At 63.4% G+C, this 22,439-nt stretch carries 21 protein-coding genes, 1 tRNA gene and 1 pseudogene; 9 read left to right on the top strand and 14 right to left on the bottom strand.

The features are described 5' to 3' along the window. Positions 1-7: 7 nt before the first annotated feature. From ugpA to KUF59_RS01275, 5 genes are all read left to right on the top strand, one after another. Positions 8-889, top strand: coding sequence for a sn-glycerol-3-phosphate ABC transporter permease UgpA (ugpA, locus tag KUF59_RS01295; protein WP_212456299.1), 882 nt, complete (start codon positions 8-10; stop codon positions 887-889). After that, a complete protein-coding gene (gene ugpE, locus KUF59_RS01290) occupies positions 889-1,737 on the top strand; it encodes a sn-glycerol-3-phosphate ABC transporter permease UgpE (protein WP_212456300.1) in 849 nt (282 codons plus the stop codon). Before ugpA ends, ugpE begins: the two co-directional genes overlap by 1 nt. Positions 1,738-1,743: 6 nt before the next feature. Further along, on the top strand, positions 1,744-2,835 hold the full coding sequence (locus tag KUF59_RS01285; protein ID WP_212456301.1) for a sn-glycerol-3-phosphate import ATP-binding protein UgpC: 1,092 nt from the start codon (positions 1,744-1,746) through the stop codon (positions 2,833-2,835). Between the two features lie 219 nt (positions 2,836-3,054). Further along, complete coding sequence (locus tag KUF59_RS01280) at positions 3,055-3,480, top strand: Hsp20 family protein (protein WP_027550085.1); 426 nt, start codon at positions 3,055-3,057, stop codon at positions 3,478-3,480. A 50-nt stretch (positions 3,481-3,530) separates the two neighbouring features. After that, positions 3,531-3,806 carry a BQ00720 family protein gene (locus tag KUF59_RS01275; RefSeq protein ID WP_212456302.1) on the top strand — a complete coding sequence of 92 codons (276 nt, stop codon included), beginning with the start codon at positions 3,531-3,533 and terminating at the stop codon, positions 3,804-3,806. 281 nt (positions 3,807-4,087) lie between these two features. On the opposite strand, the gene KUF59_RS01270 is transcribed toward KUF59_RS01275, so the two are convergent. Further along, the gene (locus tag KUF59_RS01270) at positions 4,088-4,915 is read right to left on the bottom strand and encodes an outer membrane protein (RefSeq protein WP_258768092.1); all 828 of its coding nucleotides are present in this window, start codon (positions 4,913-4,915) and stop codon (positions 4,088-4,090) included. A gap of 253 nt (positions 4,916-5,168) precedes the next feature. On the opposite strand from KUF59_RS01270, the pseudogene KUF59_RS01265 reads away from it, so the two are divergent. Then, positions 5,169-5,264: pseudogene (locus KUF59_RS01265) on the top strand (IS5/IS1182 family transposase); the annotation flags it as partial. On the opposite strand, the gene KUF59_RS01260 reads toward KUF59_RS01265, so the two are convergent. Genes KUF59_RS01260 through KUF59_RS01250 form a run of 3 tightly spaced genes read right to left on the bottom strand, consistent with a single transcriptional unit; the run spans position 5,261 to position 8,821 of the window. Continuing rightward, on the bottom strand, positions 5,261-6,793 hold the full coding sequence (locus tag KUF59_RS01260) for an acyl-CoA synthetase (protein WP_212456304.1): 1,533 nt from the start codon (positions 6,791-6,793) through the stop codon (positions 5,261-5,263). The pseudogene KUF59_RS01265 and the gene KUF59_RS01260 sit on opposite strands and share 4 nt — an antisense overlap. Before the next feature lie 57 nt (positions 6,794-6,850). Further along, entirely contained in the window at positions 6,851-7,981 is a 1,131-nt protein-coding gene (locus KUF59_RS01255; RefSeq protein WP_212456305.1) for a DUF5938 domain-containing protein, read from the bottom strand. 36 nt (positions 7,982-8,017) lie between these two features. Continuing rightward, entirely contained in the window at positions 8,018-8,821 is an 804-nt protein-coding gene (locus tag KUF59_RS01250) for an SDR family NAD(P)-dependent oxidoreductase (RefSeq protein WP_212405692.1), read from the bottom strand. A gap of 285 nt (positions 8,822-9,106) precedes the next feature. On the opposite strand from KUF59_RS01250, the gene KUF59_RS01245 reads away from it, so the two are divergent. Continuing rightward, a complete protein-coding gene (locus KUF59_RS01245; RefSeq protein WP_212456306.1) occupies positions 9,107-9,745 on the top strand; it encodes a TetR/AcrR family transcriptional regulator in 639 nt (212 codons plus the stop codon). A 234-nt stretch (positions 9,746-9,979) separates the two neighbouring features. Then, positions 9,980-11,101 (top strand): Fic family protein, encoded by a 1,122-nt coding sequence (locus KUF59_RS01240; protein ID WP_212456307.1) that lies wholly within the window; start codon positions 9,980-9,982, stop codon positions 11,099-11,101. A gap of 192 nt (positions 11,102-11,293) precedes the next feature. Here KUF59_RS01240 and ptsN read toward each other — a convergent pair whose 3' ends face one another. From ptsN to KUF59_RS01190, 10 genes are all read right to left on the bottom strand, one after another. Further along, positions 11,294-11,755: a PTS IIA-like nitrogen regulatory protein PtsN gene (gene ptsN / locus KUF59_RS01235; protein WP_212456308.1), complete on the bottom strand. Its 462-nt coding sequence runs from the start codon at positions 11,753-11,755 to the stop codon at positions 11,294-11,296. A 246-nt stretch (positions 11,756-12,001) separates the two neighbouring features. Next, positions 12,002-12,595 carry a ribosome hibernation-promoting factor, HPF/YfiA family gene (gene hpf, locus KUF59_RS01230; protein ID WP_212456309.1) on the bottom strand — a complete coding sequence of 198 codons (594 nt, stop codon included), beginning with the start codon at positions 12,593-12,595 and terminating at the stop codon, positions 12,002-12,004. A gap of 72 nt (positions 12,596-12,667) precedes the next feature. Further along, entirely contained in the window at positions 12,668-14,290 is a 1,623-nt protein-coding gene (gene rpoN / locus KUF59_RS01225; protein WP_212456310.1) for an RNA polymerase factor sigma-54, read from the bottom strand. 91 nt (positions 14,291-14,381) lie between these two features. Continuing rightward, a complete protein-coding gene (lptB, locus tag KUF59_RS01220) occupies positions 14,382-15,371 on the bottom strand; it encodes an LPS export ABC transporter ATP-binding protein (protein ID WP_212456311.1) in 990 nt (329 codons plus the stop codon). Between the two features lie 210 nt (positions 15,372-15,581). Beyond that, positions 15,582-16,277: an LptA/OstA family protein gene (locus KUF59_RS01215; protein ID WP_249140069.1), complete on the bottom strand. Its 696-nt coding sequence runs from the start codon at positions 16,275-16,277 to the stop codon at positions 15,582-15,584. A gap of 5 nt (positions 16,278-16,282) precedes the next feature. Beyond that, positions 16,283-17,011, bottom strand: a complete 729-nt coding sequence (gene lptC, locus KUF59_RS01210; protein WP_212456313.1) for an LPS export ABC transporter periplasmic protein LptC — start codon at positions 17,009-17,011, stop codon at positions 16,283-16,285. Positions 17,012-17,171: 160 nt separating this feature from the next. After that, positions 17,172-17,786 (bottom strand): ribonuclease D, encoded by a 615-nt coding sequence (locus tag KUF59_RS01205; RefSeq protein WP_258768091.1) that lies wholly within the window; start codon positions 17,784-17,786, stop codon positions 17,172-17,174. Between the two features lie 174 nt (positions 17,787-17,960). Further along, complete coding sequence (locus tag KUF59_RS01200) at positions 17,961-19,691, bottom strand: DUF6798 domain-containing protein (RefSeq protein WP_212456315.1); 1,731 nt, start codon at positions 19,689-19,691, stop codon at positions 17,961-17,963. Then, positions 19,691-21,016 carry a UbiA family prenyltransferase gene (locus tag KUF59_RS01195; protein WP_212456316.1) on the bottom strand — a complete coding sequence of 442 codons (1,326 nt, stop codon included), beginning with the start codon at positions 21,014-21,016 and terminating at the stop codon, positions 19,691-19,693. Before KUF59_RS01195 ends, KUF59_RS01200 begins: the two co-directional genes overlap by 1 nt. 227 nt (positions 21,017-21,243) lie before the next feature. Then, a tRNA-Leu gene (locus KUF59_RS01190) sits at positions 21,244-21,330 on the bottom strand. 137 nt (positions 21,331-21,467) lie between these two features. Here KUF59_RS01190 and KUF59_RS01185 point away from each other — a divergent pair. Further along, positions 21,468-22,433 carry a complex I NDUFA9 subunit family protein gene (locus tag KUF59_RS01185; protein ID WP_212456317.1) on the top strand — a complete coding sequence of 322 codons (966 nt, stop codon included), beginning with the start codon at positions 21,468-21,470 and terminating at the stop codon, positions 22,431-22,433. Positions 22,434-22,439 lie beyond the last annotated feature (6 nt).

Below are 22,439 nucleotides of genomic sequence, written 5' to 3'. Positions count from 1 at the left end.
CGACATCATGCAAAAGCAATCCATCTTCCAATCAAAGCTGTTGCCCTACGCGCTGGTTGCGCCGCAACTCGCGATCGTCCTGATTTTCTTCTACTGGCCGGCCCTGCAGGCGGTCATCCAGTCGTTCCTGCTCCAGGATGCCTTCGGTCTCTCGACCAGCTTCGTCTGGTTCGAGAACTACATCGACCTGTTCAAGGAGCCCGCCTATTTCGAGGCGATCGTCCGCACCTTCGCCTTCTCGTTCGCGATCGCCTTGTCGTCGCTGTCGCTTGCACTGCTGCTCGCGGTCATGGCGGACAAGCCGCTGCGCGGCGGCACCGTTTACCGCACGCTGCTGATCTGGCCCTATGCGGTCGCCCCGCCGGTGGTCGGCGTGCTCTGGATCTTCATGCTGCACCCCTCGCTCGGCGTGCTCTCGCGCTATCTGCGCGGCATGGGCATCGACTGGAATCCGCTGCTCGACGGTAACCAGGCCGCAACGCTGATCATCCTCGCCGCGGCCTGGAAGCAGATCTCCTACAACTTCCTGTTCTTCCTCGCCGGCCTGCAGAGCATCCCCAAGAGCGTGCTCGAGGCCGCCGCGATCGACGGCGCGCGCCCAATGCGACGGTTCTGGACGGTGACGTTCCCACTGCTGTCGCCGACCATCTTCTTCCTGCTGGTCGTCAACATCGTCTACGCCTTCTTCGACACCTTCGGCATCATCGACACGATGACCCGCGGCGGTCCCGGCAAGTCGACGGAGACGCTGGTCTACAAGGTCTATACCGACGGCCTGCTCGGCGGAAATCTCGGCAGCTCCGCGGCGCAATCGGTGATCCTGATGATCATGGTCATCGTGCTGACCGGAATCCAGTTCCGCTTCGTCGAACGCAAGGTGACCTACTGATGGTCGAGCAAGAGGGCATCCGGCGTTACGTCGCCCACGTCATCCTGTGGATCGGAATCGCGATCGTCGCCTTCCCGGTCTATCTGGCGATCGTCGCCTCCACCCAGGACAACGCCGTCATCGCCAATGGGCAGATGTCGTTGCTGCCAGGCGGCGAGTTCCTCAAGACCTACTACCAGACCATCTTCGTCGGCACGAGCGGCACGACCCGCGAGCCGGTCGGCAACATGATGCTCAATTCGCTGATCATGGCGCTGATGATCGCGGTCGGCAAAATCGCGATCTCGATCATCTCGGCCTATGCGATCGTCTATTTCCGCTTTCCGTTCCGGATGCCGATCTTCTGGATCATCTTCATCACCCTGATGCTGCCGGTCGAAGTGCGCATCTACCCGACCTACAAGATCGTCGCCGACCTGCACATGCTCGACAGCTATGCCGGCCTGTCGCTGCCGCTGATCGCGTCGGCCACCGCAACGCTTTTGTTCCGGCAGTTCTTCATGACCGTGCCGGACGAGCTGCTGGAAGCCTCGCGAATCGACGGCGCGGGCCCGTTCCGCTTCTTCTGGGATACGCTGCTGCCGCTGTCGCGCACCAACATGGCCGCGCTGTTCGTGATCCTCTTCATCCTCGGCTGGAATCAATATCTCTGGCCGCTGCTGATCACCACCCGCGACGACATGCAGACCATCCAGATCGGCATCCGCAAGATGATCACCACTACCGACGCTTTGACGGAATGGCCCGTCGTGATGGCGACGGCCGTGCTCGCGATGCTGCCGCCGGTCTTTGTCGTCATCGCCATGCAGAAATTGTTCGTGCGCGGCCTGGTCGAGACGGAGAAGTAAGAAGTTATGGCCAACGTCACCCTGCGCAACGTCCGAAAAACCTATCCCGGCGGCTTCGAGGCCATCAAGGGCGTCAACGTCGATGTCGGCGACGGCCAGTTCTGCGTGCTGGTCGGCCCAAGCGGCTGCGGCAAGTCCACGCTGCTGCGCATGGTGGCGGGGCTGGAAACCGTCACCGGCGGCGATATCGATATCGGCGGCCGCGTCGTCAACCAGGTCGAGCCCGCCGATCGCGACATCGCGATGGTGTTCCAGAACTACGCGCTCTATCCGCATATGAGCGTCTACAACAACATGGCCTACGGCCTGCGCAACCGCGGCATGCCGGAAGCCGAGATCAAGACCCGGGTCGAGGAAGCCGCCCGCATCCTCGAGCTCGCGCCGATGCTCGAGCGCAAGCCGCGCCAGCTCTCCGGCGGCCAGCGCCAGCGCGTCGCGATGGGCCGCGCCATCGTGCGCCAGCCAAAAGTGTTCTTGTTCGACGAGCCGCTCTCCAACCTCGACGCCAAGTTGCGCATCGCCATGCGCGTCGAGATCCGCAAATTGCAGCGCCGCCTCAACACCACGTCGATCTACGTCACGCACGACCAGCTCGAGGCGATGACGCTCGCCGACATCCTTGTCGTGATGAATGGCGGCCAGGTCGAGCAGGTCGGCAATCCCCTCGACATTTATGAGAAGCCGGCCACCACCTTCGTCGCCTCCTTCATCGGCGCGCCGCCGATGAACCTGATGTCGACGCGCCCGGACGAGATCAAGTCGCAGCTCGGCGCCAATGGCGGCGGCGCTGACGCCGGCATCCTCGGCATCCGGCCCGAGGATTTCGTCATCACCGACCAGACGCCCGCCGGCGGCGTCGCGCTTCCGCTCACCGTGGAGGCGATCGAACGCGTTGGCGCCGAAACCTTCGTCTATGGCGCGCGGGGCCATGACGGGGAGCGCGTTGCCGCCACGCCCGGCGAGCTGCCGCCGGGGGAGATCATCGTCCGCATCCCCGGCGCCGAGGCGCCCCCGATCGGCCAGAAAATCCGGGTCGCGGCCATCAGGGCAAAGCTGCACCTGTTCAGCGGCGACGGCAGGACCCGAATCGAGGCGTGAGACGGGCTTTTCCGGCCGGGGCGATAAAAGCATCGAAACAACCCCATGCACAGTAGCCGGACGCCTCTGGTCATTCCGGGAGCGATTGAAGGGCGACGGCTGTGCAAGGGTCCCGCTAGGTGCTTGAACCTGCACGGGGATATGCCCATATTGCTGACCAAGGGGCGCCGCTTCCGGGCCCTGAAACGTCAAAGTCGCTTCGAGAGGACTTTGTAAACTATGTCTCGTGTTCCCACGTTATCCAGTCCGTTCCTTCTGGGCTTCGACGAGATTGAGCGCGTGCTCGATCGCGTCGTCAAAGGCGCCGACGGTTACCCTCCCTACAATATCGAGAGGTGCGAACGGTCGGACGGCGCGCCTGAACGACTGCGCATCACGCTGGCGGTCGCCGGCTTCACCCGCGACCAACTCGATGTAACCATTGAGGAAAACCAGCTCGTGATCCGCGGGCGTCAGCAGGACGACAAGTCCCGGCAATACATCCATCGCGGCATCGCCGCGCGCCACTTCCAGCGCACCTTCGTGCTGGCGGAGGGGATGCTGGTGCTGGGTGCGGATTTGAAGAACGGGTTGTTGTCTGTTGATCTTGCCCGGCCGGAACCGGAAAGGATCGTTAAGACAATCGCTATCAATGAGCACGAATAATGGAACGAGTAGCGGACTCGACCGCTTAGTCTCCTGAAGGAGTCGAGACCATGAGTGATGGTATTGTTGCGTTCGAATACGAAGAAGCCAAGAACCTGTCAGCCGAGACGCTGGCGACCCTCGGCGAAGGTCATATCGCCTATGTGAAGCAGATCCGCTCCGAAGACGTGCCGGACCTGTTTCCGCAAGCCCCAAAAATCGCGCCGGGCCTCAAACTGTTCGCGCTCCACGCCGCCGACGGCACGCCGATCATGCTGACCGACAGCCGCGAAGCCGCGATCGCGAACGCCTGGAGCAACGAGCTGCAGGCGGTGAGCGTGCACTGACGCGCTTCGCGCGCGACCGACGGAATTTTAGCGGGCATGCCCTCGCACGAAGGCGTGCCCGTTTTTATTTTTTGACACCCGCCAGGCCCCTCACGGTGAGGGCGCTTGCTGGGCCGCGTACTCATAAATCGACTGCATCAATCGATGTCCGCTTGTCCTCCAACGGCGGCGCAAAAGCGGACGTTGCTCGATTTCCGAGAAGGGGCCATTTTCAGACATCCCGGGGCGCACCTGCGACAGTCGCAGACAAGCCTGCCCGGACGTCGCTCTTCCGTCCGAAACTACGGACCGCTGAATTTATAAGCGACGCCGAACAAGGCCGTGTGGGTGTGAACATTGATATCCGCAAGCAACCCATCTCGACCGGCCGGGTCTGCAAGCAAGTTGACTGTGGCCTTGCCATAGTCAGCGTAGCGATATTCACCCCGCAGCAACCACCTCTGCGCCAACATCCACTCAAGGCCGCCGCCAACTGTCCAGCCGACCTTGGTCATCGACGTCGAGGCAGATAACCCCCCGCCGCCAACACTGCACCATGTCAGCGGGATTGGCCCGCAGGTGGTCGTCGCCTGAAGGCGCGTCCAGGACACACCACCGGCGCCGAACACCATCAAGCCTGGATTGATCAGATATCCGATACGCCCGCGGAGGCCGGCATCCCACGTCTGTTTGACCTCGGCTATGTCGTTATCAACGAAGACTGCCTGCAGCGTGCCGGGAATGCCGTTATTCACCGACTTCCTGTTGTCCGCCCATCCAGCGTCGGCTTCAACACCAGCGACCCATCTCGGATCGAATTGCCAGTTATATCCAGCATAAACCCCGCCTCTGACGGCCGACGAATCGAAGCTCTGAGGATTTCTGGTGGCAAGCCTGTTCGGATCGAGTCCATTCAGCGGGCAATTATTTGCAGAGAATGGGGTGTACAAGCAGGTCGTTGTCCAGTCCGCGTCGGTCCACCGGCCGCCGACAGAACCTCCGACATAAAAGCCTGTCCAGCTATAGACCGGTGCCGGGGCAGGCGGCGGAGCCTTGACCGCCAGGTCGGCCGCCAAAACGGGCGTTCCGAGCAGAGTAGCGACAACAGCCCCAATCACAGTAATTTTCATCTATGCCCCTGAAGATCTGCCCCTGAAAAGTTGCGGGCTTGGGGGCACAATAACAAGCAACCGATCTCCCGGCTGTTGCGACTTCGTTACAGCTTCAGGAATTTTGTCCCACGCCAGGGCGAGGACGCGCCGATGTCGCTGATGGGTCAACCTCGACAAAACTCAATGTGAGCGTATTAGGTCCGCTTTTGGGCGTATCGCGGCTGGCACTGAGCCCCGGTGAGGCTCACGATAATCGGCTTGGCGCGAACTTCTGCCGCGTTACGATAAGCTTGCCGCCAACTACCTAGCCTTCGTCCGGCTCGCTTCAATCAGGCTATCGCTCCGCGCTTGTGAGTCCGCGCCCTAGTTGCGACCTGCCAGCCGCGCGCGGATGTCCGGCTTCAGCACCTTGCCGACCTTGGAGCGCGGAAGGTCGTCCCAGACCTCGATCTGCTTCGGCGTCTTGACGCTGCCGATCCGCTGCTTGACGAAGGCCGCCAGCGCTGTCGCATCGACGCTCTGGCCGGCGCGGGGCTGCACCACGGCGACAATCCGCTCGCCCCATTTCTCGTCCGCGAGCCCAATCACCGCGCAATCCTGCACCGCCTCATGCGCCCGCAGCGCGTTCTCGACCTCGATCGAATAGACGTTGAATCCGCCGGTGATGATCATGTCCTTGGCGCGGTCGACGATGTAGAGGTAGCCGTCGCCGTCGATGTAGCCGATGTCGCCGGTGTGGTGCCAGCCATGCGCGGAGGCTTCCGCCGTGGCCTCGGGATTTTTGTAATAGCCCTCCATCACCAGCGACCCGCGGACCACGATCTCGCCGCGCTCGCCGCTCGGCAGCAGATTGCCGTCCGCGTCCATGATGCCGGCCTGCACCAGCGGGCTGATCCGCCCGGCCGAAGACAGGCGCTCCATCGCGATCGTGCCGTCGCTATTGTAATGCTCGTCGGGCGCCATCATCGAAATCATCATCGGCGCTTCGGTCTGGCCGAACAACTGCGCCATCGGCCCGATGCGCTGCAGCGCCTCCGCAAGCCGCGCGGCCGAGATCGGCGCCGCGCCATACCAGAAGCATTGCAGAGACCCGAGCTTCGCCGATTCGAGTCTTGGATGATCGAGCAGCATGTAGATCACGGTCGGCGGCAGGAAAGTGTGCGTGACGCTGTAACGCTCGATCAGATCGAGGAATTCAGAGATGTCGGGGTGATGCATGATCACGATGCGGCCGCCAAGCGTCATGATCGGGAAACACAGCACGCCGGCGGCGTGCGTCAGGGGCGCCAGCGCGAGGTAGACCGGGCGGCCCCTAAACGGGTACCCCATGAGCGTCAGTGCCGTCATGGCCTCGATGTTGCGGCCCGATAGCATGACACCCTTGGGCTTGCCGGTGGTTCCGCCGGTGCCCGGGATCATCGCGAGGTCGTCGACCGTCGCGCGCTGGTAGTAATCGTCCGCAATGTCCTGGAGCCAGCGGTCGAAGGAGGATGCGAAGGGCAGCTCGGCATCGAGGCAGACGAGCAGGCGCAGCTTCAGCAGGTCGGGCCGTACCGCCTCCACCATCGGCGCGAAGCTCGAATGAAACAGCAGCGCGCTGCAGTCGAACTGGTCGAGAATGAATTTATTCTCGGCCGCTTCGTTGCGCGGATTGATCGGGCACCAGACCGCACCGGCGCGCGAAATGCCGAACACGCAGGCGAAGGCAAGCGGGTCGTTGCCGGAGAGAATCGCAACCTTCTCTCCCGCCGCGATCCCCGATCCCGCGAACCCGCGCGCAATCCGGTAGCTCAATCGCTGCACCTCGCGATAGCTGAGATCGCGTCCATCCATGGTCAGGCAGGGCGCATCGGCGCCGAGCGAGGCGCCTTTGTCGAGGTAATCGATGAAGCGCATGGTCAATACCCCAAACAGTTGGCGGGTGACGCGCGACTGCGCCACCCGCGATTTCGCTCAGTCGTGAACGGTGAGGATCGGCTTGCTGACCAAACCGAAGCTGCGCAGCTGTCCCAGCAGTTCGCGGTGGCCAAATGCCTGGCATCCGGAGGCGAACCCAGCTCGCTTCGGCGGCTGCTGCAGCAGGGCGAACGCCGCATAGGCCTGCAACATGCCGGTCTGCTTGTAATTGTTGTTGCCGTAGATGATGCAGTGCGCGCGCCCCAACGGGCCGGAGGCATGCACCGAATCCATAGACTTGTTGACGCGCGGGTTCTCGCGCGGTGGCATGGTGTTCATCACTCCGGCAGCAGTCTGCGCCAACGCGGCGTAGCGGTCGTCGGGGTTCATGTCCTTGGTCGCCTCCAGCGCGGCGGCGACGATCTGCGGCACGCCCAGCATCAGCGCGCGGTTGAACACGCCGCCCAGCACCTTCACGTTGGCCACGCGCGGATCGCGCTTGAACCACACGGGGTGCGAGGTGCCGCCCCAGGGCAGCGCCAGCGCCAGCTCGTGCTGGCCGGGGATGGCGAGATTGTAGAGGCCGGCATCGGGCTGATGCTCGACATACTTGTTCTGCTCCAGGTAGTAGGCCTTGGCCATCGCGGCGTTGACCAGGATGGTCTGCGTCGAGGCGATGGTCGGGCTGCCGCCCCAGAACACGGCGATATCAAGCGTGTCGAGGCCGGGCGTCTCCAGGCACAGCTGCGCGGCGATCTCGCCGGTGGTGTACATCTGTGCGATGCCCGGCGCCAGCAACAGGCCGGCATTGGCGAACTTCGTGCCCCACTCCTGATCGAGCGTGATCAGCCAGTCCTGCTCGCCGGTCGTGTCGGTGTAGTGGCACTTGGAAGCGAGGCAGGCCTGCACCACCTCGCCGCCGAACTTGGCGAAGGGGCCCACGGTGTTGAGCACCACCGAGGCGCCCTTGAACAATTCAGTCAGCGCGGCCACGGTGTGCGGCACCGCAACCACCTCGTAGTCGGCGGTCTCGATGCCGGCCACGTTCGACTTCATCGCGGCGTTGAGCTTCTCGGCGCTGCGGCCGGCGGCGATGAAGGGGATGTTGTACTCGCGCAGATATTCGCAGACCAGCCGGCCGGTATAGCCGGAAGCGCCATAGACGATGACGGGCTTCTTCTCGCTCATTGCGATCCTCCGAAATGCTTGTTGTCGGCCTTGTTGTCACATGCCCATGCCGCCATCGACCGGCAGTCCGATGCCGGTGATGAAGCGCGCCTCGTTCGAGCAGAGGAACACCGCGGCATCGCCGATGTCGGTGACCTCGGCGAGACGGCCGAGCGGCGTTTGCTCGACCACCGAGCCGACCGCGGCATTGACGTCAGGCGCGAGCCCGACCTTGACGATGTCGTTGGCGAGTTGCATGCCCATGTCGGTCGGGATCAGGCCGGGATAGATGCAGTTCACGCGCACGCCGAAGCCGAGCTTGCCGGCTTCCATCGCCCCGACCCGCGTCATGCGGTCGACCGCGGATTTCGTGCCGGAGTAGACCGCGATGCTCGGGAAAGCGATCGTCGCCGCGACGGAAGCGATGTTGACGACGGCGCCGCCCTTGCCCGCCGGCCCACCCGGGCGCATCGCGCGGAAGGCGTGCTTCATGCCGAGCACGGTGCCGACGATGTTGACGTCGCACATCCGCCGTGCGTCCTCGGCCTTGACCTCTGATATCAGCGACGTGATCTCGATGCCGGCATTGTTGATCAGGATGTCGTAGCCGCCGAGGGTTTCGACCGTCGCAGCAACCGCCCGCTCCCATTGGTCATCATTGGTGACGTCGAGCTGGACGAATCCCGTCGCGACACCTTCCTTGGCGATTGCGGCTGCGCTGGCGCGGCCGGTGTCCTCCAGGATGTCGGCGATCATGATCGAGGCGCCGGCTCGCGCCAACGCCTGCGCGATGGCCGCGCCGATTCCTCTGGCACCGCCGGTGACCAGGGCTTTCCTGCCTGCAAGGCTCTTCCCACTCATGACGCACTCCTCCGTTGCTGGTGATTGATTCGCGCCGGGCCGATCGACGGCGCACGCCGGCACTGCACGGGCGCGGGCCTTTGGGCCGCACCCGGCGAAGCGTTCCTCCATGTCCGGACGTCTTGACGACTGTCCAAATTTGTTGGCGCGAACCTCCGCCAGAATCTTGACACTTGTCAAGAACGAATTTGACAGTTGTCAAAGGAAGTGGTTGTGAGGGGATAGAGCATTCCGCGGCAGGCGCGGTATAAGTCCTTGAAAGAACGGGACTGAGGAAGGAACGAGATGGCGCGGCAGGTGACGGGGGCGGCCCGGCGTGTGGCCGATGCGGCGGAGGTGCTGCGCGACGAAAAATTCAACGCGCGACGCATCGAGCTTGCCGAGGCCGCGTTAGAGACGCTTGGCGAGCTCGGCTTCGCACGCACCAGCCTGCGCGAGATCGCGCAGAACTCGGCGTTCACGCACGGCGTGTTCCACTATTATTTCAGCGACAAGCTCGACCTGATCTGCTGCTGCGTCCGCCACTACAAGGCGAAGTGCGTGACGCGATATGACGAGGTCGTCACGACCGCAAAGAGCCGCGACGAATTGACGGAGGGTTTCCTCGCCAAGCTTGCGGCAACGCTGCAGGACGAAGCCCGCATGCACAGGCTTTGGTACGACCTTCGCTCGCAGGCGATGTTCGAGGCGGCGTTTCGCAAGGACGTGCTCGAGATCGACAAGAGCCTGGAGGCGATGATCTGGCGCATCGCCTCACGCTATGCCGAGCTCGGCGGCAAGCGGCCGGCGTCGTCTCCAGCCGCGCTCTATGCGCTGTTCGACGGTCTGTTCCAGAGCGCGCTGCTCAGGCACCTCGCGGGTGACAAGACGGCACTTCCCGATCTGCTCGACGAAGTCCGACGCCTGCTGCCGACGGTGTGCTGAGGCAGGCGAGCGTTTTCGCGCACGGCTTGAATTTCAAATGGGCATGCCTTCGCTTGAAGGCGCGCCCATTTTGCTTTTGGGGGATTGTTGGCTCGTCATGCCCGGTCTTGTCCCGGGCTCGTTATTCGTGCGGCGACCAAACCGCGGCCTGGCCAGATCCATGAGCTATAGAACGCGTGGCTATAACTCACATTCTTTGCTATTGTGAGCTATAGAATGAAGCCCATATAGCTCATGATGTGGAACTGGGAACAGCCCCATTGGCCGAAATTCTCGTACGATTCAAAGGCGTTAGAGCCTCTGGAGCAGCAATTTCTGTTGCAGTCCGGGGAATTTATCGGCGCCCGTAAGCACCTAGGCCCGGGCGATCAAGAAATCCTCAAGATCGAACTCATCAGCGACGAAGCGGTAAAGACCTCGGAAATCGAGGGGGAAATCCTCAATCGGGACAGCGTGCAGTCTTCGCTGCGCCACCAGTTAGGTCTCGGAGATGAATCGCCGGGCGTGAAGCCAGCCGAGCGCGGCATTTCAAAGATGATGATCGACCTCTATCAGAGCTTCGCCGAACCGCTCGCCGACAAGACAATGTTTGATTGGCACGCGATGCTGCTGCCCGATAGCAGGGACATCAAAGTCGTTGGCGGCTACCGCACACACGCAGATGCGATGCAGGTCGTATCTGGCCCAATTCAAAAACGCGCGGTTCACTTCGAAGCACCGCCTTCGGCGCGTGTGCCGAGGGAAATGGAGTGCTTCGTCACATGGTTCAACGACACGGCTCCGGGCGGCAAGACTCCGCTGCCGACGCTCACGCGCGCCGCGCTCGTGCATCTGTATTTCGTCTGCATCCATCCATTCGAGGACGGTAACGGCCGCATTGGCCGCGCACTTGCAGAAAAAGCCCTCGCGCAAAACCTGGGCCAGCCGAGCCTCATCGCGCTTGCCTACACCATCGAACGCAAAGGGAATGACTATTATGCCGCGCTGGAGCACAACAACAAGGATCTCGAAATCGATGGCTGGATGAAATATTTCGCCAACACGATCCTCGAGGCGCAGAGCAACACCATCCAGCGCGTCGATTTCTACATCGCCAAGGCAAAATTCTATCAAGGCCACGCCGACAAACTGAACGAACGCCAAGCCAAGGTCATCGCCCGCATGTTCCGCGAAGGCATCGACGGATTCAAGGGTGGGCTGAGTGCCGAAAACTACATCAGCATCAGCAAGACTTCGCGCGCGACCGCGACGCGCGACCTGCAAGACCTCGTCGAGAGGAGCGCGTTGACAAAGACCGGCGAACTTCGACACACGCGATACTTCCTGAACCTTCCAAAAGGGTCCTCCGGCAGGTGACAACGCAATCACGGCAGTCGTCCGCCGTGCGGTCGTTGCTTTGCGAGGCAACCGGCAACCATTGAATCCCTCGTCGGATGCTTTTCGTACCCGCGATGTAAGGCGTGGATGGCCGGGTCAAGCCCGGCCATGACGACGCGGAAACGTCAGCGTCTCAAAAGCCCGAGCTTCGCGATATGTGGGACTGTAACTTTACGCCGCAGTCGCAGGCGGCAGTGCGAGCACGGAGTAGATCGCCTGCGCATCGCGCGAGGCGCGCAGCTTCTTGGCGATGTCCTGGTCACGCAGCAGGCGGGCGATGCGCGCCAGTGCCTTGAGGTGATCGGCGCCGGCACCTTCCGGTGCCAGCAGCAGGAAGACGAGATCGACGGGCTGGCCGTCCATCGATTCGAAATCGATCGGACGCTCGAGCCGCGCGAACAGGCCAAAGATTTTTTCGAGCTTGGGCAGCTTGCCATGCGGGATGGCGACGCCATAGCCGACGGCGGTGGTGCCCAGCTTCTCACGCTGGAGCAGCACTTCGAAAACCGCGCGCTCGTTCTGTCCGGTGAGCTCGGCGGCCTTCGCAGCGAGTTCCTGCAAAGCCTGCTTCTTGCTGTTGACCTTCAATGCCGGGAGAATCGCCTCGGGTGCGACCAGATCGGTAATCGGCATGGAGCTTTCCGAGGTGAATTAAACCGTCAGGTTCCGAATGAGCCAACTTGGCGAACCAGGTTGGGCCGGCGTCGATAAGGTGAAGCAGGAGGCGGACTTAGCCCCGGTCCTGATGTGGGGCGCTTCTACTCCAACGCAATCCCGGTGCCAACTCCCGGAAACGTCTTTTACCGCGGTCATCCTTAAAGACAGGGGTCTTACGGATAGCTCCGGCACCCCTGAGCGGCCGGCCGCCGGCCCTCGGACCTACTCCCCGGATTTGGCCCCCGGCGGGTCGACCCAGCCGACATTGCCGTCCGCCCGGCGGTAAATGATGTTCACCCGGCCGCTCGAGCCGTGCTGAAACACCAGGCACGGGGCGCCGCTGAGATCGAGTTCCATGACCGCTTCGCTGACCGAGAGCTGCTTTAGCGAGGTCGTGGCCTCCGCAATGATGACGGGGCTATAGCCCGTGACTTCGTCCTCGCCCTCGCCCGGCGCCTCCAGCACGTAGCTCGTCGCATCCATCGCGGCGAGCGCTTCGGACGCGGCGTGGGCCTTGCGGGCGGAGCGATCCTTGAGCCGGCTCTTGTAGCGGCGCAGCCGCCTCTCGATCATCAGCAGGGCCTGGTCGGCGCTGGCATAGGCGTCCGGGGCCATCGAATCGGCTTCCAGCGTGATCCCCGAATCCAGATGCAGCGCACAATCGGTGCGGAAGCCGACGCCGTCCTTGCTCAGGGTGATGTGACCGGAGTAGTTGCCGTCGAAATATTTGCGCAGCACTTCTTCGGTGCGGTCGTTGACGCGTCCGCGCAGGGCTTCGCCGACGCTGATGCTTTTACCCGAGATACGGAGAGTCATTTGGTACCTCGCCTGGTGGGTGGATCGAACTGAAAGCGAGATTGAGAGTAGCGCGATTTAGAGCCGGCGCAATCAGGCCGGCTCGGTGTTGCGGGAGCGATCCGACAATGCGGTGGAGAGGACGTTACCAAGGGCGCTCTGCTTGTCGCGGCGGCGTTGCACCGAGGATGGGATACGCATGGCTTCGCGGTACTTCGCAACCGTGCGGCGGGCGATATCAATGCCTGAGGCGCGCAACCGTTCCACGATCGTGTCGTCCGACAGGATTGCCGTCGGCTCCTCCGAATCGATCAACTGCTTGATGTGGTGCCGCACCGCTTCCGCGGAATGGGCCTCGCCGCCGTCGGCCGACGCGATCGAGGCGGTGAAGAAATATTTCAATTCAAACGTGCCGCGATTCGTCGCCATATATTTATTGGCGGTGACGCGCGACACCGTCGATTCGTGCATCTGGATGGCGTCGGCGACGGCCTTCAGGTTAAGCGGACGCAGATGCGCGACGCCATGCGTGAAGAAGCCGTCCTGCTGGCGCACGATTTCGGTTGCGACCTTGAGGATGGTGCGCGCGCGTTGGTCGAGCGCGCGCACGAGCCATGTGGCGTTCTGAAGCGCGTCGGTGAAATACGACTTGTCGCCGTCCTTGCCGATCTTCTTCGACAGTTCGGAATAGTAGGTCTGGTTGACCAGCACGCGCGGCAACGTGTCGCTGTTGAGCTCGACATGCCAGCCGCCGTCCGGGCCGGGACGAACGTAGACGTCGGGCACCATGGTCTGCAGACGCGCCGAGCCGAACTTCATGCCGGGTTTTGGATTGAGGCGGCGAATCTCGCCGATCATGTCGGCGATGTCCTCGTCGTCGACGCCGCAGAGTTTGCGCAAGGCGGCGATGTCGCGCTTGGCGAGGAGATCGAGATGCTCGACGAGCGCCTGCATCGCGGGATCGTAGCGGTCGAGCTCGCGCAGCTGGATCGCCAGGCATTCGCTCAAATTGCGCGCACAAACGCCGGGCGGATCGAACTTTTGCAGCACGGCGAGGACGTTCTCGACGTCCGCTTGGGTTGCGCCCAGGCGCTCGGCGGCCTGGCCGAGATCCGGCGGCAGATAGCCGGCCTCGTCGACGAGGTCGATCAGATACTGACCGATCATGCGCTGCGCGGGCGCGGTGAAGGCGACCGAAAGCTGCTCGGCGAGATGATCTGCGAGCGTCATCTCGGCTGCGACAAAAGCTTCCAGATTGTAGTCTTCCTCACCGGAGGCGCCGCCGCCCCACTCGGTATAGGTGGTCGGCGCCGCGTCCTGCGCGTTGCGCGCGGCAGCCTCGGCCGGTTCCTCGGAGAAGACGTTGTCCAGGCCCGTGTCCAGGGTCTGCTCGATCTCGGCGCGGGTGCCGAGGTCCTTGCTCATCCATTCTTCCTGGCCGGGCTCAAAAGCCTCGGCGCTGCCGCCAAAGCCGTCGTCACCGCCCTGACCGCCGGAATCATCGCCATCGCTGAACTGACCGGCCTCGGCCGGGGCTTCGCCCGCGGGGGCCTCGTCATTGGCCCGCTCCAGCAGCGGGTTACGCTCGAGTTCCTCTTCCACGAAGGTCGTGAGATCGAGATTGGACAATTGCAGCAGCTTGATCGCCTGCATCAACTGCGGCGTCATGACCAGCGACTGCGATTGCCGGAACTCTAATCTCTGCGTTAGCGCCATCGAAGCAAGAACCGTTCCCGAAAATTGGTCCGATTTTTGCTTATCCTAGTCCGCGCCCGATGTACACGCCTTGACGGATGAGAAAAAAGGGCTAGAGGCGGAACTCCTCGCCGAGGTAAAGGCGGCGAACGTCCGGATCATTGACGATCTCATCCGGACTACCCTCGGTCAAGATTTCCCCGGCATAGACGATGTAGGCACGGTCGGTGAGACCAAGTGTCTCACGCACATTGTGGTCGGTGATGAGCACGCCGATGCCGCGGTTGGTGAGGTGGCGGACGAGGTCCTGAATGTCGCCGACCGCGATCGGATCGATGCCGGCGAAGGGCTCGTCGAGCAGCATGTAGTTCGGCCGCGTGGCGAGCGCGCGCGCGATCTCGACGCGGCGGCGCTCGCCGCCGGACAGCGCGATCGAGGGCGACTTCCGCAAGCGCGTGATGTTGAACTCGTCCAGCAGCGAATCGAGCTGCTGCTCGCGCTTCTTGCGCGACGGCTCGACCACCTCGAGCACGGCGCGGATGTTCTGCTCGACGGTGAGGCCGCGGAAGATCGAGGCTTCCTGCGGCAGATAGCCGATGCCGAGCCGCGCGCGCTGGTACATCGGCAGTTTTGTGACGTCGTGGCCATCGAGCTCGATCGCGCCGCGGTCGGCCTTGATCAGCCCGGTGATCATGTAGAACACGGTGGTCTTGCCGGCGCCGTTTGGCCCTAGGAGGCCGACGGCCTCGCCACGGCGCACATAGATGCTGACGCCGCGCACCACCTGGCGGCTGCCAAAGCTCTTTTCCACGCTATGCACGGCCAGGAAACCCGGCCGCCGCAGCAGCTGCGGCCCGCCTGATCCGTTCGCCTTTGCGCTCGTCTGCGCGCTGCCCCGGAGGGGATGCGGGTTTTGCGGTCGCGGATCGTCCCGGAACTGATCCGGCGACTGGATCGGCTGCTCGCGCGCGATCGGCGCATCCTGCAACGGGCTGGTCAACAGGCTGCCGACAGTGTCGCCGAGCGCGGTGATGTCCTCGCGCAGGCGGCCAAATCCGCGTTTGGCGGGGCGCCGACGGAACATGCTGAGGAGATCGACCATCCCGCCTACTTTAGCCTTTTCACGGTGATTCCGCGTCGCGGATGTCCCGCAACCGGCCGCATCGACGTGATTCGACACAGCATGAGTGAAAGGATGTTTCTTGCCCAGAGAAACACCCACGATCCCGCTCCCAAGCCCGCCTGGGTAGATACAGTCTTGTCGGGCGAGCTTCAACCTCGCCCGGCCAACAAAGACATCAAGCGATTGAAATCACTTCTGTTTCTTTGAACCCGCGCCCGGCAGTGGAGGCCCGCCACCCGGCTTCCCGGGGCCACAATCGTTCTGCTGGATGAACAGGCCCTGTACCTTGCCGGTGTCCGACTCGACACGCGAGACGCCGGTGGTCATGTCGACCAGCAGCCTGTCGCCGCGCAGCACGTTGTTGCACTGCGTCAGAACGACGCCTCCGGCCATCGTGATCAGATTGGTCTTGGTGTCGAAGATCGCGGTCTCGCCGGTGACCACCTGCTCCTTCTGCGTGACCACGACATTGCCGCGCGCTTCCAGCCGCTTGATCGAGGAGCTGCCGCCGGGGCCCGGCGTCGTCGACTGCATCGGCGCGGACTTGGCACCCTTCGCGGCCGTCGGCTGCGGCGTCGCAGGCTTGTCGCCGCCGGATTCGTAGAACACCACCAGCGACTTCGACGTCATGGTGGTGTCGCCCTGCACGACCTTCACATTGCCGGCGAAGGTCGCTTCCTTCTTCTTGTCGCGCATCTCGAGCGAAGCCGCTTCGATCTGGATCGGCTGATCGCGGTTTTGCGAAAAACCCTGCATCGCGTTGGGCACGCCTTGCATGGTGCTTTGCGCATGCGCCGCCGCGATCAACGCGAGAACGGCCGCGAGCGCGCCGGCCCCGATAGCAACGCTCCGCCTGGAGCCGTTACGCAAAAAGTGCTTCGCCATAAGGGTCATCTTGAACTGTTCGACTTGCTTTGAATCGAGCGCGTCTTCGCTGGCGGCGCGGGCTCGGGAGCCTGGGCAGCAACGGGAGGATCGCCCAACTTGTCCAGATACATCACGACGTGGCCTTCGAAGCGGATCACCTCGCCGCCCTCGGTGATGCGCAGCCGGTCAGCGGTCAGCGTGCCGTTGGTCAATTTGACATCGACATGTTCATCCGACGTTACCGTGCCCTTGGCCATGTCGACGAAGGCCTGGTTCAGCCGCGCCTCATAGCCGGTGGAGGTGCGCAGGAAGATGTCCTTGCGCAGATCGAGCTGCTGCTGCTTGTTGTCGAAAATGCCGGTGCGGGCATCGAGCAGCAGGGTCGATCCATCTTCCATCAACAGTTTTGACCGCAACGCCGAGAGCTCGACATGGTCGGGGTCGGTGATGTCCTGCATCGCCGTCTTGGCCCAGAGCTCATAAGGCCGCTGGTCCGGCGTGTAACCTGACAGGTGCGGCGATTCCATGGTGATCTTGGTGCCTGACACCACGAGGTTTCCAACATCACCGCCGGGCAGCTTGATGCTAAAGGGGTTGAGGAAGGTCGAAATGGCGATGATCGAGGCCATTGCGACAACCACCGTGACCGGCACCGTGATGCGCAGAATCCGCACCAGGCGGCTGTGGCGCGCCGCGCTGGCGAAGCGTGCCGCGAGGGCCGCATCCATGGTGGGATTGTGAGCTGAGTTCACCGTCGCTCCGGGACGCCGCAAGCCTTGTTACAAGCAAGCCTCTTCAAGAACTGGACGCACCATTGTACCCGGCGTCGCCGGGATATGCAGCCTGCGACAGGTCGTCACGACTGTGTCGGAAACGGGGCAGTGGCGCCCGTCCCTGGCGTGACGGAGCGCCTCAGGAATGCGCAAAAATGTCCTCGGCCTCCCAGCCGCCGAGATCGAGCCTGGCCCGGGTCGGCAGGAAGTCGAAACAGGCCTGGGCCAGCGCGGTGCGCCCCTCCCGCGCCAGCATGGCATCCAGCCGCTCGCGGAGCGCATGCAGGTGCAGGACGTCGGAGGCGGCATAGGCGAGCTGCGGCTCGGTCAGGCTGTCCGAACCCCAGTCGCTCGACTGCTGCTGCTTGGAGAGATCGACATTGAGCACCTCGCGGACGAGGTCCTTGAGGCCGTGGCGGTCGGTATAGGTTCTGGTCAGGCGCGAGGCGATCTTGGTGCAGTAGATCGGCTGCGGCATGACGCCAAAGGTGTTGAAGAGCACGGCGACGTCGAAGCGTGCGAAATGGAAGATTTTTGTAACGGCGGGATTGCCGAGCAGCGCCTTCAGGTTCGGCGCGTCGGTGTGACCCTTCGGGATCTGCACCACGTCGGCGCTGCCGTCACCGGGCGAGAGCTGCACCACGCACAGCCGGTCACGATGCGGATTGAGGCCCATGGTTTCGGTGTCGATCGCAACCGACCCGGTGTAGCGGGACAGGTCCGGCAGATCGCCGCGATGCAGGCGTACGGTCATGGCGTTTGAAACCTCAATCGAATGGTGCGGCCCAAGCTAATACCAGAGCATGATCCGGAAAAGTGTGGAGCGGTTTTCCGACAGGATCATGCTCCAGTAAAGAGCCGGGAACTGGCGAGGGCCGGTCGCGATGTATCCGCTGGCCACCGGCTGCGCAAGCGGCGGCCGACCGTTTCAGAGCTTTTCGGCCTGCCGCCTGACCGCGGACACGCACAAATGCGGGGTCCGGAACACGACGTCGCTCTGCGCCGGCAGCGTCGCGCAGAGCGAGACGATATAGCCGATGCCGTTGCGCGCAGCGTAGGCGAGGCGCGCCGCATGGGAGTCGAGTGCTGCGAGGTCGGTCATCCTGATGTGCCAGATTGGGTAATAGGACGGCGTCCACATCGCGGCCGCGCCGCGCTTGTAGTCGACCCAGACGCGGCGATGGGAGACGAATTCGAACACGGCGCCGCGCGACAGCGCGATGACGATCGGCTCGACGGCCGCGTCCTCCGCCGGTTTCGGCGGAACGATGAAGGTCGCATCCAACGGCGTCGCGTTGCGCGCCCAATTGCCGAGATCGGTCCACTCGGCAACGGCTTCGGTGTAGAGCCGGTTGACCCTGATATTCTCCCAGACCGAGAGCGGAAAGAGAACCAGAGCTGCGCCGGCGAGTGCCGCGTAGCCGATCGAGCGATGCGAGTCCGCAACGACCTCCGGCGTGGCCCGCTGATATTGCAGCAGCAGGATGATCGGGGCGGCGAACAGCAGCACCGTGCCCTGGATGCCGAGCGCCAGCACGACGAAGCAGCCGGGCAAAAACATCGCCGAGCGGTCATCGCGCAGCCAGTTCGTCGCGAGCGCCGCGACGGCGAGGCCGGCGAGCAGATAGAAGATCGTGCCGGCGCGCAGGAGCTGAAGATTGAGCACGAAGGGCGAGCCTGAGAGATAGGGCGCGACGATGCCGGCGAGATAGATCGCGAGCGCGGCGAGATAGGCCCATTTCAGCTCCCGCGCGTCAGCGCCGAATCCCCAGAAGGCAGCGGCGCCGAGCACGGCCACGGCCACCGCGCCGACCACGTTCTTGAGTGCGATCGCGTCGATCACCGAATGGCCGGCAAAATATTCGTGCAAGTACGCGAGATAGTCGAATGCGAGCGGCTTGCCGAATTCCGGATTGGCGAGGATCGAATGCAGAGCCGGATAGACGATCGGCGCAGAGAACAGAAGACCGAGCAGCGTGCGCGAAGAGAGCGCGGCAAAGCTGGTCTCGCCCTTGAGCAAGAGGCTGATCGCGATGACGACGAGCAGCGGCGCGATCCAGACCGCGACGAAGGCATTGACGAAGAAGGTGATGCCGAGGGTGAAGGCCGCCGCGGTGAACCGTCCCCTGGCCGCAAAATAGATCGCGAGCAGCGCGGTGCCGTTGGCGATCTCCGAATGGGTAAAATAGTTCACGAACAGCCCGCCGGTGCCGGCATGGGTGTAGCCGTCGAGGAAGCCGATCGAACACAGGATCAGGCTGAAGACGATCTTGTCGCGCCTTGTGACGACGCCGAGCAGCGAGGCGCAGGCGAGGAAGCCGACAAACGTGAGCAGCCGCGAGAGGTAGTCGAGGACGAGGAACAGGAGCTCGGTATTGCCCAGATATTTTTGCGTGTTGTCGAGCAGCACCCAGATGCCTGACGCAAAGAAGCGCAGCGACTGCATGAAGGCGTCGCCCTGGTATTGCGGCTCGCCGGGCAGGCTCGCAACGATCGGCAGATGGAACAGATTGTTCTCGATGCCGAAGACATAGCCGGTGCGCAGCATCGACAGCGCGGCGATGACGATGGCGATCAGCAGCGCGTCGGCGAAAGCGGCGGACAGGCCAAGCGCGCCCTTGCGATCGCTGAGCGCCGGGCTCGGATGCACCAGCGACATCAGATCGCCGCCAGCATGATGCAGATCATCGCCGCAACGGTGATCCGGCTGGCGCCGTCCCGGAACGTGTAGAGAATGGGATCGTCGGGCATCTCGCGGCGATGCGCCATCATCAGGGCGCGGCCGAACCAGTAGAGCAGCAGCGGGTTGAGCAGCCACAGCATCCAGGGACGGCTGTACAGCGTCGCGACCGTCGAGGACGACACATAGAGCGAGAACACGATCACCGCATTCATGCCGCTCGCCGCCGCCATGGCTGCGATGACGCTGAGGTCGGAGATTTTGTAGTCGCGATTGGAGGGGTCGGCGAGGCCCGCGCCCTGGCGCATGCTGAGCTCGCTGAAGCGCTTGATCAACGCCAGCGAGGTGAACACGAACAGCGAGAACATCAGCAGCCATTCGGACAGCACGACGCCGACAGCGACGGCACCGGCAATAATGCGCAGGCTGTAGAGACCCGCCAGCGTCACGACATCGACCAGCATTTTTCGCTTGAGCACGAGCGAATAGGCGATGGTGGTCGCGAGATACGCGCCGAGCACGGCGACGAAGATTCCGGAGATGCAGAGGCTCGCACCGACCGCAAATAGCCACAGCGCGGGAATGGCGATGAGCGCATGCGCGATCGGCAAGGTCCCGGCGGCGAGCGCGCGATGGCGTTTTGTCGGATGCTGGCGGTCGGCCGCGAGGTCCAAGAGATCGTTCATCAGATAGGCGCCGGACGCGCAGGCCGAGAACGCCAGGAACGCCAACAGGGCGTCGCCGAGCGCCGAAAGATTCATCTGATGGGCGGTCACCGCGGGCACGAAGACCAGCGTGTTCTTGGTGTATTGGTAGACGCGGAGCGCGTTCGCCCAGGTTTTCAGGCTGGTGCGTCGGCTACCGCTTTGGCCGCTGATGTGCGCGATGGAGGCGCGCTCAAACGGCACGGCGCCCGCAACCAGATCGGCCGGCGCGACGACGCCGTCGAAACCGAGATGCGAAGCGATACCGGCCGCATGATCGGCAAAGCTATCAGCGACGAGATAGATCTTTTCGCTCCGCGCCCGCGCCGCGAGCGCCTGGTTCAGGACATCCTGGTCGTAAGGCAGGCTCGCATAGTCGATCGCGGCATCGGCCGCGAGAGCCCCAAGCTCGCTCATGCGCCAGGAACTGATATCGCGAAGATGGCGGAGGGTCTTGCCGGGATCCGAGAACAGAGCCTCGAGCCCGAGGTCCGAGCGCAGCAGCGCGCCCCTGACATCGATGACCAGCACACGCTCGGCCGCCGCCGGGGTTGGCACCGGCTCAACCTGACCAAAATGCTGCCTTAAGGGCTGCTCCATGCGACGACGCTCTGACTGCCGAGAGATTGCCGGCTGGGCTGCCGGGGAGCAGGGAAATCCACGGCAAAAACCGTAATTTCCAATCGCTAAGGACGGCTTAATTCAACCTGTGAAGGTGTCTTGGAGCCGGCTGGGGCCAGAGGGACGGCCGGCGGGCCAGAATCGGCCTGTTTGGCCTCAACCGGAGCGCCGGTTGAGCCATCTGAAGCAGGGATTTGAGAAAAAAGTGGTGCCCAGGAAAGGACTCGAACCTTCACGGCCGTGAAGCCACTGGCACCTGAAGCCAGCGCGTCTACCAATTCCGCCACCTGGGCATGCCGTTTGGGGCACGGGGGCGGTTACTACGGATCGATGACGCGCTTGTCAAATCGTCCGTGGCGAGCCGATTGCGCATCGCAAACCGGACCGATACAAGCCTGCCTTAAGCGCACCTCCGGCAGGAATGACCCAAATGCAATCGAATCTGGAAACTCTCGTCACCGTTTTCGGCGGATCGGGGTTTTTGGGCCGCAGCGTCGTCCGCGCGCTCTGCAAGCGGGATTACCGCGTTCGGGTCGCGGTCAGGCGGCCGGAACTGGCCGGCTTCCTGCAGCCGCTCGGCCGGGTCGGCCAGGTCCACACCGTGCAGGCGAATCTGCGCTACCCGGCTTCTGTCGAGGCGGCGCTGCGTGATTCGCATATCGTGATCAATCTGGTCGGCATTCTGGCCGAGAGCGGCGGGCAGACGTTTGACGCTGTCCAGGCCAAGGGCGCCGAGACCGTTGCCAAGGCGGCGGCCGCCGCCGGTGCGCGGATGGTGCATGTCTCGGCGATCGGCGCCGATGAGCAGTCGGCCTCGGCCTACGCCCGCGCCAAGGCCGCCGGCGAGAAGGCGGTGCTGGCGGCGGTGCCGTCGGCGACGATCGTCCGTCCCTCCGTGATCTTCGGGCCCGAGGACCAGTTCACCAACCGCTTTGCGGCGCTGGCGCGGATGTCGCCGGTGCTGCCGCTGATTGGCGAGACGACCCGGATGCAGCCGGTCTATGTCGGCGATGTCGCCACCGCGATCGCGGACGCCGTGGACGGCAAGGCCAGGGCGGGCGCCACCTACGAGCTTGGCGGCCCCGAGGTCCTGACCATGCGCGAGATCGTCCAGACCATCCTCACCATCACCTGTCGCGATCGGATGCTGGTGCCGGTGCCGTTTGGCCTCGCCCGCTTCCAGGCTGCCTTCCTGCAATTCGCCCCTGGTGCCTTCAAGCTGACGCCGGATCAGGTCACGCTGCTCGAGAAGGACAATGTCGTCTCGGATGCCGCGAAGGCGGCCGGGCTGACGCTCGAAGGTCTCGGCATATCAGGCGATTCGCTGGAAGCGATCGCCCCGCAATATCTCTGGCGCTTCCGCGCCGCCGGGCAATTCCAGCGCAACGGGGCTTAAGGTTCC

Source organism: Bradyrhizobium arachidis (assembly GCF_024758505.1).
GTDB classification, from domain to species: Bacteria; Pseudomonadota; Alphaproteobacteria; order Rhizobiales; family Xanthobacteraceae; genus Bradyrhizobium; species Bradyrhizobium manausense_C.
The sequence above is the reverse complement of the archived record's forward strand: the minus strand, read 5'-3'. Positions and strand labels throughout refer to the sequence as shown.

Coding starts and splice junctions, on each gene's coding strand:
- ugpA (WP_212456299.1), top strand. CDS start 8: ATGCAAAAGCAATCCATCTTCCAATCAAAGCTGTTGCCCTACGCGCTG.
- ugpE (WP_212456300.1), top strand. CDS start 889: ATGGTCGAGCAAGAGGGCATCCGGCGTTACGTCGCCCACGTCATCCTG.
- KUF59_RS01285 (WP_212456301.1), top strand. CDS start 1,744: ATGGCCAACGTCACCCTGCGCAACGTCCGAAAAACCTATCCCGGCGGC.
- KUF59_RS01280 (WP_027550085.1), top strand. CDS start 3,055: ATGTCTCGTGTTCCCACGTTATCCAGTCCGTTCCTTCTGGGCTTCGAC.
- KUF59_RS01275 (WP_212456302.1), top strand. CDS start 3,531: ATGAGTGATGGTATTGTTGCGTTCGAATACGAAGAAGCCAAGAACCTG.
- KUF59_RS01270 (WP_258768092.1), bottom strand. CDS start 4,915: ATGAAAATTACTGTGATTGGGGCTGTTGTCGCTACTCTGCTCGGAACG.
- KUF59_RS01260 (WP_212456304.1), bottom strand. CDS start 6,793: ATGCGCTTCATCGATTACCTCGACAAAGGCGCCTCGCTCGGCGCCGAT.
- KUF59_RS01255 (WP_212456305.1), bottom strand. CDS start 7,981: ATGAGCGAGAAGAAGCCCGTCATCGTCTATGGCGCTTCCGGCTATACC.
- KUF59_RS01250 (WP_212405692.1), bottom strand. CDS start 8,821: ATGAGTGGGAAGAGCCTTGCAGGCAGGAAAGCCCTGGTCACCGGCGGT.
- KUF59_RS01245 (WP_212456306.1), top strand. CDS start 9,107: ATGGCGCGGCAGGTGACGGGGGCGGCCCGGCGTGTGGCCGATGCGGCG.
- KUF59_RS01240 (WP_212456307.1), top strand. CDS start 9,980: ATGATGTGGAACTGGGAACAGCCCCATTGGCCGAAATTCTCGTACGAT.
- ptsN (WP_212456308.1), bottom strand. CDS start 11,755: ATGCCGATTACCGATCTGGTCGCACCCGAGGCGATTCTCCCGGCATTG.
- hpf (WP_212456309.1), bottom strand. CDS start 12,595: ATGACTCTCCGTATCTCGGGTAAAAGCATCAGCGTCGGCGAAGCCCTG.
- rpoN (WP_212456310.1), bottom strand. CDS start 14,290: ATGGCGCTAACGCAGAGATTAGAGTTCCGGCAATCGCAGTCGCTGGTC.
- lptB (WP_212456311.1), bottom strand. CDS start 15,371: ATGGTCGATCTCCTCAGCATGTTCCGTCGGCGCCCCGCCAAACGCGGA.
- KUF59_RS01215 (WP_249140069.1), bottom strand. CDS start 16,277: ATGGCGAAGCACTTTTTGCGTAACGGCTCCAGGCGGAGCGTTGCTATC.
- KUF59_RS01205 (WP_258768091.1), bottom strand. CDS start 17,786: ATGACCGTACGCCTGCATCGCGGCGATCTGCCGGACCTGTCCCGCTAC.
- KUF59_RS01200 (WP_212456315.1), bottom strand. CDS start 19,691: ATGTCGCTGGTGCATCCGAGCCCGGCGCTCAGCGATCGCAAGGGCGCG.
- KUF59_RS01195 (WP_212456316.1), bottom strand. CDS start 21,016: ATGGAGCAGCCCTTAAGGCAGCATTTTGGTCAGGTTGAGCCGGTGCCA.
- KUF59_RS01185 (WP_212456317.1), top strand. CDS start 21,468: ATGCAATCGAATCTGGAAACTCTCGTCACCGTTTTCGGCGGATCGGGG.